This window comes from Pseudomonas sp. MWU13-2100 (assembly GCF_023242365.1).
Lineage (GTDB): Bacteria > Pseudomonadota > Gammaproteobacteria > Pseudomonadales > Pseudomonadaceae > Aquipseudomonas.
In genome coordinates, this window is sequence record NZ_JALLIX010000025.1 from 45,152 (window position 1) to 58,440 (window position 13,289).

At 62.7% G+C, this 13,289-nt stretch carries 9 protein-coding genes; 4 read left to right on the forward strand and 5 right to left on the reverse strand.

Annotated features, from left to right (window positions below; translation table 11 throughout):
* Positions 1 to 472: 472 nt before the first annotated feature.
* The 3 genes from M5B99_RS18025 to M5B99_RS18035 form a co-directional block, all read right to left on the reverse strand.
* Positions 473 to 1,372: a hydroxymethylglutaryl-CoA lyase gene (locus tag M5B99_RS18025; protein ID WP_248805307.1), complete on the reverse strand. Its 900-nt coding sequence runs from the start codon at positions 1,370 to 1,372 to the stop codon at positions 473 to 475.
* Positions 1,373 to 1,528: 156 nt separating this feature from the next.
* On the reverse strand, positions 1,529 to 1,921 hold the full coding sequence (locus M5B99_RS18030) for a MerR family transcriptional regulator (protein WP_248805308.1): 393 nt from the start codon (positions 1,919 to 1,921) through the stop codon (positions 1,529 to 1,531).
* A gap of 218 nt (positions 1,922 to 2,139) precedes the next feature.
* A complete protein-coding gene (locus M5B99_RS18035; protein WP_248805309.1) occupies positions 2,140 to 3,069 on the reverse strand; it encodes a LysR family transcriptional regulator in 930 nt (309 codons plus the stop codon).
* 151 nt (positions 3,070 to 3,220) lie between these two features.
* On the opposite strand from M5B99_RS18035, the gene M5B99_RS18040 reads away from it, so the two are divergent.
* Complete coding sequence (locus M5B99_RS18040; protein ID WP_100943900.1) at positions 3,221 to 4,450, forward strand: acyl-CoA dehydrogenase; 1,230 nt, start codon at positions 3,221 to 3,223, stop codon at positions 4,448 to 4,450.
* Positions 4,451 to 4,566: 116 nt separating this feature from the next.
* Here M5B99_RS18040 and M5B99_RS18045 read toward each other — a convergent pair whose 3' ends face one another.
* Both M5B99_RS18045 and xthA read right to left on the reverse strand, forming a co-directional pair.
* On the reverse strand, positions 4,567 to 5,901 hold the full coding sequence (locus M5B99_RS18045) for a substrate-binding domain-containing protein (protein WP_248805310.1): 1,335 nt from the start codon (positions 5,899 to 5,901) through the stop codon (positions 4,567 to 4,569).
* A 230-nt stretch (positions 5,902 to 6,131) separates the two neighbouring features.
* The gene (gene xthA, locus M5B99_RS18050; protein ID WP_248805311.1) at positions 6,132 to 6,944 is read right to left on the reverse strand and encodes an exodeoxyribonuclease III; all 813 of its coding nucleotides are present in this window, start codon (positions 6,942 to 6,944) and stop codon (positions 6,132 to 6,134) included.
* Between the two features lie 136 nt (positions 6,945 to 7,080).
* Here xthA and M5B99_RS18055 point away from each other — a divergent pair, with 136 nt between their 5' ends.
* The 3 genes from M5B99_RS18055 (at position 7,081) to M5B99_RS18065 (ending at position 13,197) form a co-directional block, all read left to right on the forward strand.
* Positions 7,081 to 7,731, forward strand: a complete 651-nt coding sequence (locus M5B99_RS18055; protein WP_248805312.1) for a GNAT family N-acetyltransferase — start codon at positions 7,081 to 7,083, stop codon at positions 7,729 to 7,731.
* A 70-nt stretch (positions 7,732 to 7,801) separates the two neighbouring features.
* A complete protein-coding gene (locus M5B99_RS18060) occupies positions 7,802 to 9,529 on the forward strand; it encodes an autotransporter assembly complex protein TamA (protein WP_248805313.1) in 1,728 nt (575 codons plus the stop codon).
* Positions 9,526 to 13,197, forward strand: coding sequence for a translocation/assembly module TamB domain-containing protein (locus M5B99_RS18065; protein WP_248805314.1), 3,672 nt, complete (start codon positions 9,526 to 9,528; stop codon positions 13,195 to 13,197). The genes M5B99_RS18060 and M5B99_RS18065 overlap by 4 nt, the downstream gene beginning before the upstream one ends.
* Positions 13,198 to 13,289: the final 92 nt, after the last annotated feature.

Genomic DNA, 13,289 nt, shown 5'->3' on the forward strand with positions numbered 1-13,289 from the left:
TTTTTTATTATTGAGGGGCGGTCTGTTGTTGTTTTTGTCAACCGTGACCCTTTCTCGCCGTTTAGGTGACCCCCATCCGGGGTCAAAGAGCAAACGTATTTTTTTGAGCGCTGATCTGCTTTATCAGGTGATCCAACCAGTTCGGGAGCTACCTTGAGGTAGTTTTATTGTTCTCTGTCCGGTTGCAGGTGACCCGAGGGTTCCCTGAAAGCACACCTTCTCCAAAAAAATCTGTTAGCTGCGTCTCTGCCGTGTTGTTTTTGTTATGTCAGAGTCGGTACGTCTTATTTTTATGGGTTTGCCGCTTTTTATTCTTGTTATGCAGGAGATATAGCAGGTGGCGTGCCAACTTTTTAAAATCCTTTAAAATCAATGTCTTGATATTTTTTGCGAACCTTTGGCCAAAGGCGATGTCGTGAATCTGTTTCCGTGTTACTCGTTTGTGTTTCCAAACGGTAACACCCGGACACATTCACACCGCCTGCCGTGCCTTGGCAACCCGTGAGCCAGTAACACGTCCCAGCACGGCACAGATTTCCTGACCGGCCAGGAGCAGCTGGTCAAGGTCGACACCGGTGTGGATGCCCAGGCCATTGAGCATATAGAGCACGTCTTCGGTGGCGACGTTGCCACTGGCGCCCTTGGCGTAGGGGCAGCCGCCGAGGCCGGCGATGGAGCTGTCGAAGACCTGGATGCCCTCGAGCAGGCTGGCGTAGAGATTGGCCATGGCCTGGCCGTAGGTATCGTGGAAATGTCCGGCGAGCTTTTCCCGTGGGACGCTGGCCGAGACCACCTCGAACATCCTCCGGGTGGCGCCCGGGGTGCCGGTGCCGATGGTGTCGCCGAGGGACACTTCGTAGCAGCCCATGGCATACAGCTCGCGGGCCACGGCGGCGACCTGCTCGGCGGCGACCGGGCCTTGATAGGGGCAGCCGAGCACGCAGGACACGTAGCCGCGCACTGTCACGCCGTGTTGGCGGGCGGCGTCCATGATCGGTACGAAGCGTTCGAGGCTTTCGCTGATGGAACAGTTGATATTGCGCTGGGAAAAGGCTTCGGACGCGGCGGCGAACACCGCGACTTCCTTGACCCCGGCTGCCAGCGCATCTTCGAAACCGCGCAGGTTGGGCGCCAGGGCACCATAGGTGACCCCCGGCTTGCGCTGGATCCGGGCAAAGACTTCGGCGGAGCCGGCCATCTGCGGCACCCATTTGGGCGAGACGAAGCTGCCGACCTCTATATAGCCCAGGCCGGCGTCGCTGAGACGGTCGACCAGGCGCACCTTGTCGGCCACGCTGATGGGTTGGGCTTCGTTCTGCAGGCCGTCGCGGGGGCCGACTTCGATCAGGCGTACGTGGGTGGGTAGGGACATGGGGATACCTTGCGCAAAGTGGTCAGTACTGATGCGGTCCCCCTGTAGGAACCGGCTTGCCGGCGATGAGGCCCTTGAGCCTTGCAGTGCCTGGGACACCATCGCCGGCAAGCCGGCTCCTACAGGGGCGGTGTTTACAAGATTATGTGATAGTGCCTAAAGGGCCCGGGTTTCCAGGGTCTGCAGGGCTTGATGGCAGCGCTCCTCGGCGGTGTCGAGTTCCAGTTGCATCTGCTCGATATCCAGCAGTTGCTGTTCCAACTGCGCACGGCGCTCGGTGATTTTCGCCAGCATGCTGTTGAGCTGCTTCTGGTTGCCGCTGGTGGGGTCGTAGAGCTCGATCAGTTCGCGACACTCGGCCAGGGAAAAGCCGATGCGCTTGCCCCGCAGGATCAGTTTCAGGGTCACCTTGTCCCGGGCCGAGTAGATGCGTTCCAGACCCTTGCGTTCAGGAGTCAACAGACCTTGCTCTTCATAGAAGCGAATGGCCCGGGTGGTGATGTCAAGCTCGCGGGCGAGGTCGGAGATGCTGTAGGTCTGGCTGCTCATGGAAGCGCTCGAGAAAGGTCATGGCGCTAAGCTAAAGGCTGCTTGACGTATACGTCAAGCTTGCCGGTAGTACGCGGTTCCTCTTGTGGCGAGCGGGGCTTGTGTGGGAGCGGAGCTTGCCCGCGAAGCTTCTAGCGATCTTGAGACCGCCTTCGCGGGCAAGCTCCGCTCCCACAGGGCATGCGTTCAGATTCAAGTGAACAGTGCTTTCTTCTGGCTCAGGCCTTGTCGAGCTTCTTCTCATGGGCGGTGACCTGCTGGCACAGTTCGATCATCTGTTCGCGCATCCAGCGGTTGGCCGGGTCCTGGTCGGTGCTTTCGTGCCAGTAGAGGTGGGTTTCCACCGGTGGCACGTCGTTGACCGGCAACGGGAAGTAATGCAGGTCATGGCGGCGGGCGAAGCGCTCCGGCACGGTCATGACCATGTCGGTCTGTTGCAACACCTGCGAGGCCATCAGGTAATGCTGCGAGCGCAGGGCGATCTTGCGCTGGATGCCCATCTTGCCCAGGGCCAGGTCGACATAGCCGAGGCCGTTGCGTCGGCTGGAGATATGGATATGGGTCAGTCCCATATAGTCATCCAGGGTCAGCTTGTCCTTGCCCGCCAACGCATGGCCCTTGCGCATGGCACACACATAACGGTCTTCCATCAGCTTGACATGACGCACCTGCGGGTCGGTGTTGAGCGGCGCGTCGACGGCAAAGTCGATACGCCCGGCGGCCAGTTCCTTGGTGGTCTCGCGGCGCTTGGAGAGGAAGCTCTCGATCGCCACCGTCGGCGCCAGGCGGCGCAGGCGCTGGAACAGCGGCGGCAGGATCACTGCCTCGGTCAGGTCGGTCATGCTGATGCGGTAGGTCTTGTTCGCCTGCAACGGGTTGAAGATCCGGCTTTCCTGGACCGAAACGCGCAGCAGCGACAGGGCGTTGCGCACCGGGCCGATGATGTTCTGCGCCATTGGCGTGGGCACCATGCCCTGGGCGGTACGCACGAACAGCGGGTCGTTGAAGGTCTCGCGCAACCGCGCCAGGGCGTTGGACACCGCCGGCTGGGTGATGCCGACGATCTGCCCGGCGCGGGTCAGGTTGGCCTCGGTATAGATGGCGTCGAAGACGATGAAAAGATTGAGGTCGACCTTGCTCAGATTCATTTCGCGGCGCTCTTATTGTTAGGGTTCGATCAGCCGATCATATATCGGTGATGAATGTTAATACACGGCGAGAATAGCTTTGGTAAATTTTCGTAGCTGCACTAGCATCGATTCCATGACCCCGACCACCTACTCAAGAAGGTAGCTGCCCATGGATTTCGCCTATTCACCCAAGGTTCAGGAACTGCGTGAGCGCGTGACCGCGTTCATGGACGCTTATGTGTATCCGGCCGAACCGGTGTTCGAACGCCAGGTCGCCGAAGGCGATCGCTGGCAGCCCACTGCGATCATGGAAGAGCTCAAGGCCCGTGCCAAGGCCGAGGGGTTGTGGAACCTGTTCCTGCCGGAGTCCGAGCTGGGTGCCGGCCTGACCAACCTGGAATACGCGCCCCTGGCGGAGATCATGGGGCGCTCGCTGCTCGGGCCTGAGCCGTTCAACTGCTCGGCGCCGGACACCGGCAATATGGAAGTGCTGGTCCGTTACGCCAATGAAGAGCAGAAGCAGCGCTGGCTGGAACCGCTGCTGCGCGGTGAGATCCGTTCCGCGTTCGCCATGACCGAGCCGGATGTGGCTTCCTCCGACGCCACCAACATGGCCGCCCGGGCCGAGCGCCAGGGCGATGAGTGGGTGATCAACGGCAAGAAATGGTGGACTTCCGGCGCTTGCGACCCACGTTGCAAGATCCTGGTGTTCATGGGCTTGAGCAACCCGGACGCGCCGCGTCACCAGCAGCACTCGATGATCCTGGTGCCGGTGGATACCCCGGGGGTGAAGATCGTTCGTCCGTTGCCGGTGTTCGGTTACGACGATGCGCCCCATGGTCACGCCGAGGTGCTGTTCGAGAACGTGCGGGTGCCTTATGAAAACGTGCTGTTGGGCGAGGGCCGTGGTTTCGAGATTGCCCAGGGTCGCCTTGGCCCGGGCCGGATTCACCACTGCATGCGTTCGATCGGCATGGCCGAGCGCGCGCTGGAGCTGATGTGCAAGCGCGCGGTCAACCGTACCGCGTTCGGTCGGCCGTTGGCGCGTCTGGGTGGGAATATCGACAAGATCGCCGACTCGCGGATGGAGATCGACATGGCGCGTCTGTTGACCCTGAAGGCGGCTTTCATGATGGACACCGCCGGCAACAAGGTGGCGAAAAGCGAGATCGCGCAGATCAAGGTGGTGGCGCCGAACGTGGCCTTGAAGGTAATCGACCGGGCCATCCAGATCCACGGTGGGGCCGGGGTTTCCAACGATTTCCCATTGGCCTACATGTATGCCATGCAGCGCACCCTGCGCCTGGCCGACGGCCCGGATGAAGTGCACCGGGCGGCGATCGGCAAGTACGAGATCGGCAAATATGTGCCGCGCGAGATGATGCGTTCGGAGCGCTAGGCAGAACGGAAACACGGTCTTGTGGCGAGCGGGCAAGCCCGCTCGCCACAAATGTTGCTCAGATCTCAAATGTCGGCCAGACCTGAGAGGGTTGCCAGGCTCCAGGCAATCATCCTTCAGTAAACCCAGACCTCGACCCGACGGTTCTTGATGCGGCCTGCATCCGCGGTGTTGGCCGCCACCGGCATCTGTGCGCCGAGGCCCTGGATATCGCGAAACACTACGCCGCCCTTCACCAGTTCCCGACGTACCGCCATGGCCCGCAGCTTGGACAGCAGGGCGGCGCGGGCCGGGTCGTTCTTGGTGTCGCCAAAGCCCACCAGGGTCACCTGTTTGTTCAGCTTGCCCTGGGCATGCAAGTAGTCCAGGACCCGCAGTACATCCTGGCGGGCCTTGTTGTCCAGACTGGCGCTGCCTTCCTCGAAGCGAAAATTCACTGACAGCCGTTGCGCCTCTTTCGCCAAGGCCTGGTATTCCGGCGACATGGCCGGGCTGGGAGTGACTGAAATGGCCTGTACTGTCTGCGCGACAAAACCGTTGCTGGCGACAATCGCCTGGCCCGCCGGACTTTGCGTGAAACGCACCAGGGAGGTGGCCCAGGGGTTCTGGCGGTTGGGCGGCAGGTAGAAGAACAGCCGCCGCGACAGCGGATAATCCTCGGTGGCTATCAGGCTGGCGAGCGGCAGCATCGCTTGCGAATCGCCGTCGACAATGGCCACGGCCTTGGCCTGGCGTACATAGGGCAGGCCGATAAAGCCGATGCCCTGGTGATCCTGGCTGACCGCATCGGACAGCTGTTCGCTGGATTCGAAGCGCTTGGCACCGGCGGCCAGGGACTTGCCGCGCCGGGCCAGCACCAGCTCCTTGAAGGTGTCCCAGGTCCCGGACTTTTCGTCGCGAGCATAGAGGTGAATGGCGCCGCCGATCCCGCCCAGTTCTTCCCAGGTTTTCACTTCGCCGGAAAAGATTCGCGCCAGGTCGTCGGTGTTCAGACGGGTCAGCGGGTTTTGCGGGTGCAGGATAATTGCCACGCCGTCGATGGCGATCACTTGTTCGGCGTCGGGACTTTTCAGATCGCCGAGGTCGGCAAGGTCCGTCAGTTCCGCGTCCTTGATCGGGCGTGAGGCGGCGGCGAGGTCCGCGGTGCCGGCTTTCAGGGCAGTGAAACCGGTGCTGGAACCATGGGCGGCGACTTCGACCCGCACCCGGCGGCCTTGCTCGGTGGTGGCGAGTACGCGCTGCTCGTTGTCCCTGCCGGTATGGGCCAGGTGTACGCCATGCAGGCCCTGTTCCTCGAGCCAGCCCTTGACCAGCGCCGGCCCGAGGTCGGCGCCGATGGTGTTGGAACCCTGGATGCGCAGGGCCGGACCGTCGTCGGGCGGCGCCGGCAGGGCCGCCAGGGTCAGGGCGGGCAGGCCGCAGAGGATCAACAGTGAGCGCGCGCGCAGCATGGGGCCTGCACCTTTAATGGGCCGAAGTGCTGCAAGAATAAGTCAGTCAGGTTTCAGATGGATGACAGGGTGGGGTGAGCAGTCTGTAGCGGTGCTGGTGTTTGTTCTGGCCTCTTCGCGGGCAAGCTCCGCTCCCACAGGACCGAGTCACACCGCAAACTCTCGGTCAGCCCCGGACATTGTGGGAGCGGAGCTTGCCCGCGAAGAGGCCCTCAAGCCCGAACGCCGGATCAGCTCAGCTCAAGCCAGATCGGTGCATGGTCGGAAGGTTTTTCCATGCCGCGCAATTCATAGTCGACCCCTCCGGCCTTGACCCGTGGCAGCAGACCGTTCGAGGCCAGGATCACGTCGATCCGCAGGCCACGCTTGGGCTCGTCTTCAAAACCACGGCTGCGGTAGTCGAACCAACTGAAGCGGTCATTCACCTCGGGGTGCAGGTGCCGGAAGCTGTCCACCAGCCCCCAGTTTTTCAGGCGGGCCAGCCATTCGCGCTCTTCCGGCAGGAAACTGCATTTGCCGGTTTTCAGCCAGCGTTTGGCATTGTCGGCGCCGATGCCGATATCGCAGTCTTCCGGGGAAATATTGATATCACCCATCACCACCAGCGGCTGGTCATGCTTGAACCGGCTTTCCAGCAGATGTTGCAGGTCCTGGTAGAAGCGTTCCTTGGCCGGAAACTTGGTCGGATGGTCGCGGCTTTCGCCCTGGGGGAAATAGCCGTTCATGATGGTCACCGGCGTGCCGTTTTCATCGGCGAAGCTGCCCCAGATAAAGCGCTTCTGGGCTTCCTCGTCGTCGCCGTCGAAGCCTTTGTGCAGGCTCAGCGGCGCCTGGCGCGAGAGCAGCGCCACGCCGTAATGGCCTTTCTGACCATGGAAATGTACGTGGTAACCCAGGGCTTCGACTTCGGCCTGTGGGAATTGATCATCGGAAACCTTGGTTTCCTGCAGGCCGATAACGTCCGGCTGATGTTTTTCGATCAGCGCCGCCAGCTGATGGGGCCGGGCGCGCAGGCCGTTGATGTTGAACGAGACGATCTTCATGGGCGGCAGTCCTGGCAAAACAGCGATGCTAGCCGACAAGTCTGGTGACGGCCAGCGTGGCGGGAGTTCCGTTGCACTGCTAACGTTGCTCTCAGATCGTCGCGGTAGTGCGCCGCGGCCAGAGAGGTTGACGCCCATGCCGGATATGCCAGAGATCATGGCCCAGGTCCATCTGCTCGACGGTGGTTATTCACGCGAAGCACGTTCCCTGTTGTACCAGGCCTATCGGCATGAACCGACTTTCGCCTATCTGTTCGAGGCCGAACGCCCGGGCTACGAGCAACGGGTCCGAGCCACGGTGCGCGAGCGGGTCAAGCAGCACTTTGTCGAGGATTTGCCGGCGATTGGCTTGCTGGTCAATGACCGCCTGATCGGTATCGCCCTGATCGCCCCGCCCCAACGTCGCCTGGATATCACCGAGAGCTGGGTCTGGCGCATGCGCATGGTGCTGAGCACCGGCTTTCGTTGTACCCGCCGTTATCTGGAATACCAGCAGGCGGTGCTGGCCTGCCTGCCGTCGAATTCGGTGCATCTACTGCCGTTGCTGGGTATCCACCCGCAGTTCCAGGGCCAGCACTATGGCGAGCAACTGCTGATGGCAGTGCACAACTGGTGTGCCGAGGACCCGCATTCCCAAGGCGTGGTGCTCGATACCGGTAACCCGCGCTACCTGGAGTTCTACAAGCGCCAGGGTTACGAGGACATCGGCGAGGTGGCGGTGGGACCGATCCGCGAACACGTTTTTTATCACTCCAACCCTCAGGTGTTACAAACAGCAATGGCTTGACTGTCGAACTTTCCGGTCGGTTTCGCGTTCTATGACGGCCCTAACCCAGCCCGTGATAGCATCCGCGCCTATGATGTTTTCTATAAGATTGACCGGCGGTTTGCTTCTGCTTTGTTGCAGCATGGCGGCCCTGGCGCAAAGCGAACTCGATGTACGGGTCAAGCCGGCGAATGACGAGTTGAAGGCCAATGTGGAAGGCTACATTGGCAGTCTCGGTAATCGTGGTGAGAATGCCCTGCGGCGTTTCAGCCGCGGCGCACAGGAACAGGCACGCAAGGCCGCCCAGGCGCTCGGCTATTATCAGCCGCGGATCGAGACCGAAGTCGAGGCCGGCAAGACACCCAGACTGATCCTCACCATCGACCCCGGCGAACCGGTGCACCTGCGCAACGTCAGCGTGCGCATCGAAGGGCCGGCCGCCAGCCTCAAGGCCTTCCGGGTCCCCAAGGGGGACGCCCTCAAGCCCGGTGCCGTGCTCAACCACGGGCACTATGAGGACGCCAAGCGGTTGATCCTCAACCAGGCCTCGCGCTACGGATTTTTCAGCGGGCGCTTTATCAGCCAGAAGCTGATCGTCGATCCCCAGGCGGGTGTCGCCGATATCGAGCTGATCTATGACAGCGGTCCGCGCTATTCCCTGGGGCCGGTGCATTTTGCCGGCGACACCCCCTTCGACGAAGACCTGCTGCACCGCATGGTGCCGTTCAAGGCCGGTACCCCTTACGATTCAGAACTGATCGCCGAGCTCAACCAGGCCCTGCAATCGAGCGGCTACTTCGAAGGCGTGCGGGTGGACGCCGCGCCGATGGCGGCCAAGGACCAGGTGATCCCGGTCGAGGTCCAGCTCGATACCCGCAAGCCGCGCACCATGGGCCTGGGCCTGGGCTATTCGACCGACGTCGGGCCTCGGGTCAAGGCCAACTGGACCCGTCACTGGGTCAATGCCCAGGGCGACAGCTACGGTATCGAAAGCGAGATTTCCGCGCCCCGGCAAAACATCGGCATCTGGTATGACCGCCCGCTGGACCCGCCGCTCACGGACAAGCTGCGTTGGGCGGCCGGCTACCAGTATGAAGAAATCTCCAACACCGACAGCCTGAGTCAATTGCTCACCGTCGGCCCGGAATGGCACAGCAAGTTGCCCAGCGGCTGGCAGCGGGTGATCTCGCTCAAGTGGCAGCGCGAGGAGTATCGCCTCGGCGAGGATACCGGGACGAGTACCTTGCTGATGCCGGGCATCAATTACTCCTACCTGCGCAGCGACAATCGTATCGATCCGCACAACGGCTATCGCCTGGAGTTCGACGGCAAGGTCGCCAAGGAAGGCCTGGCCTCGGACAATAACCTGTTGTACGGCACGGCCACGCTCAAGGGGTTGACCACGGTCTGGGATAACCATCGCTTCCTTGGCCGGATCCAGTTCGGTGGCAGCGCCACCAACGGCTACCAGAGCGTGCCGCCGTCCCTGCGTTTCTTCGCCGGTGGCGACCAGAGCGTGCGCGGCTACGACTACCAGAGCCTGTCTCCGAAAAACGCCGAGGGCGAGCGGACCGGCGGGCGCTACATGGTCGCTGGAAGTCTTGAGTACCAATATTCCATCGCCGAGAAATGGCGGGTCGCGACCTTCGTCGACCAGGGCAATTCGTTCAATACCCTGGAATTGCCGAGCCTCAAGACCGGCGTCGGCATCGGTGTACGCTGGGTTTCGCCGGTGGGGCCGATCCGCCTCGACCTGGCCCATGCGCTGGACGATCCCGGCGGTATCCGTTTGCACTTTTCCATGGGGCCTGAGTTGTGACGCGTGGTTTGAAAATACTCGGCCTGGCGCTTGTCTCGCTGATTCTGTTGTTGCTGGTGTCCTTGAGTTTGCTGCTGGGCACCCAGGCCGGCAGTCGCTGGGCGTTGGCGCAAGTGCCGGGCTTGAGCGTGGAAAATTTCCACGGCCATTTGGCCGGCCAGTGGACTGCCGATCATCTGCTCTGGCAACAGGGCGCCAATCGGGTTGAATTGCAGCAGCCGCGCTTCAATTGGTCACCGCTGTGCCTGACGCACTTTGTCCTGTGCATCGATCAGTTGGACGTCGAGCGGGTCGACCTGCGCTTCGAGCCGGGTGCGCCTGCCGAGAGCGGGCCGCTGAGCTTGCCGACGCTGAAACTGCCGGTGGCGATCGAGTTGCGCCAGGTGCGTATCGGCAGCCTGTGGCTCGACGGCAGCGAGCAGCTCAAGGAGTTGCAACTGGCCGCGCATTGGACTGCGAAGGGGTTGCAGATCGATACCGTGCACTTGCGGCATGACGACCTCAGCCTGGACCTGTCCGGGCTGCTGCAACCGAGCGGCGACTGGCCGCTGGAGGCCGAGGGCAAGCTGCTGTTACCGGCTCCGGGCGGTGTGCCCTGGGCCCTGGCGCTGGAGGTGCAGGGCGATTTGCTCAAGACCCTCAAGCTCAAGGCCAACAGCAGCGGTTATCTGCAGGGCCGGCTCACGGGCGAACTCGAGGCCCTGGCCGAGCACCTGCCGGCCCGGGTGCGGATCAGCGCCGATGGCTTCAAGGCCAGCGCCGAGCTGCCGGATACCCTGCAACTCAATCAACTGGAGCTCACCGGCAGCGGCAACCTGAAAGACGGCTACCAGCTCCAGGGCAAGGCCGTGCTGCCGGCCGAGCAAGGCCCCGTCGACCTGAACCTGCAAGCTCGGGTCGATGCGCAGGGGGCGCAGATCGCCGCGCTGGACCTGACGGCCGATGCCAGGCAGCGGCTGAAGCTCAGCGCCGAGCTGGACTGGCAGAAGGGCTTCAGCGCCGACGCCAAGGTCGACTGGCTGGACTTCCCCTGGCATCGCCTGTACCCGTTGATCGAGGAGCCGGCGGTCAAGGCGCGGACCCTGGTCGGCGAAGTGCATTACCGCGATGGCAACTACCTGGGCTACGTCCAGGCCGATCTCGACGGCCCGGCGGGCAAGTTCAGCCTGCTGACGCCGTTCAGTGGCGACCTGAAACAGATCGCCCTGCCGCAGCTCGAACTGACCGCGGGGCAGGGCAAGGCCAGCGGGCACCTGAACCTGCAATTCGCCGATGGTATCGCCTGGGACACCGCGCTGGACCTGAGTGCACTCAACCCGGCGTATTGGCTGGCGGAATTGCCCGGGACCCTGGCCGGGCCGCTGCGCAGCAAAGGCGAATTGAAGAACCAGCAGCTTGTCCTCGAGGCCAATATCGACCTCAAGGGCAAATTGCGCGGGCAACCGGCGCAGCTCCAGGCCAAGGCCGGCGGTAAAGGCGAGCAATGGACCCTCAGTGCCCTGGACATTCGCCTCGGCGACAACCGCATCCAGGGCAGCGGCAGCCTGCAGCAACGCCTGGCCGGGCGGCTCGACCTCAATCTGCCGCGCCTGGGCCAGCTCTGGCCGCAGTTGCGCGGGCAAGTCAAGGGCCGGGTCGAACTCGCCGGTACGCTCAAGGCGCCGCAAGGCAAGGTCAGCCTGCACGGCCAGCAACTGGTGTTCGCCGCCAACCGCCTGCACGATCTCAGTCTCGAAGCCGATCTGGACAGTGCCCAACGCGGACGGCTGGACCTCAAGGGCGACGGTATCCAGGCCGGCGACACGGCCCTGGGCAGCCTGATCTTGCACGGGCAGGGCGATCTCAAGCGCCAGCAGGCGCAACTCGCTCTGCAAGGCCCGCTGCTGAAACTGGCCCTCGACCTGGACGGCGGGCTCGACAAAGGCAACTGGCGCGGTCGCCTGGTTTCGGGCGATGTGCAGACCGGCGGCCAGGACTGGAAGCTGCAGAACCCGGCCAAACTCGAATACCTCGCCGATGGCCGGCTGAACTTCGGCAGCCACTGTTGGTTGTCGGGGGAGGCCAGCCTGTGTGGCGAGGACCAGCGGCTGATGCCCGAGCCGCGCTTGCGTTATCACCTCAAACAGTTCCCCCTGGAAAGCCTCGGGCAATGGATGCCCCGCGACTTCGCCTGGCAAGGCCGGCTGAACGCCGACCTGCAACTGGACCTGCCGGCCAGCGGCCCCAAGGGCCAGATCATGATCGATGCCAGTGGCGGTATCCTGCGCATCCGTGAGCGGCGCAAATGGCTGGATTTCCCCTATGAGACCCTCAGGCTGACCAGCAACCTGACCCCGCGTCGGGTCGATACGGTCCTGGATTTTCGTGGTGGCAAACTTGGCGAACTGATGCTCCAGGCGCAGATCGATCCCCTGGCGAAGAACAAGCCCCTGAGCGGCGATTTCCGCCTCAGCGGTCTCGACCTCAGCGTGGCCCGGCCTTTCGTGCGCAAGGTCGAGACCCTGGCCGGGCGCCTGGATGGCAGTGGGCGCTTGTCTGGCGGCCTATTGGCACCCAAGGTCGACGGTAACCTGACCTTGAGCGGCGGCGAGGTTTCCGGCTCGGAGGTCCCCACCACGATCAAGGACTTGCGGGTGCAGGCGCAGATTGCCGGGGAAAGGGTCCAGCTCAACGGCAGTTGGACCGGTGGCGACGCCGGGCACGGCAGCCTGGCTGGGCATATCGACTGGACCGATGCGCTACAGCTGGAATTGGCGATCAAGGGCTCGCAGTTGCCGGTCAGTGTCGAGCCGTATGCGGCGCTGGAAGTCGCGCCGGACCTGACGGTGTCAATGCACGGTGACAAGCTGGCGATTGCCGGCAAGGTGCATGTGCCCAAGGGCGCGATCACCGTGCGCGAGCTGCCGCCGTCGACGGTCAAGGTCTCCGACGACACGTTGATCGTTGGCCAGCCGACCACAGAGGGCAAGGCGGCGCTGGCGATGTCCATGGATATCGAGGTGCTGGTGGGGGAGGACAAGCTCAGCTTCAACGGCTTTGGCCTGAGCGCCGACTTGCAGGGTCAGGTGCATATCGGCGACAACCTCGACACCCGGGGTGAGCTGCGCCTGAATGACGGACGCTACAGCGCCTATGGCCAGCGCCTGACCATTCGCCGGGCGCGATTGCTGTTCGCCGGTCCCATTGACCAGCCTTACCTGGATATCGAGGCGATTCGCCAGACCGGTGACGTGATTGCCGGTATTCGCCTGAGCGGCAGCGCCGAGCAGCCCACCACGCAGATCTTCTCGGAACCGGCCATGAGCCAGGAGCAGGCATTGTCCTACCTGGTGCTGGGACGCCCCTTGAGCACCACCGGCGAAGACAGCAATATGCTGGCCCAGGCGGCGTTGGGCTTGGGTTTGATGGGCAGTGCCGGGTTGACCGGCGACCTGGCGAAGAACCTGGGCATCGAGGATTTTTCCCTCGATACCCAGGGCAGTGGCAGCACCACGTCGGTGGTGGCCAGCGGCAAGATCACCGAGAAGCTGAGCTTGCGCTATGGGGTGGGGGTGTTCGAACCGGCCAATACCATTGCCTTGCGTTATATGTTGAGCAAGAAGGTTTACCTGGAGGCGGCGAGTGGCGTGGCCAGTTCCCTGGATATTTTCTACAAGCGCGATTTTTGAGGGGCCGATTTTTGAGGGACAGCATCCATTTCCTTGAGGGGATGGCGCTTTTTGTGGGAGCGGAGCTTGCCCGCGAAGGGGCCCTGGAGGGC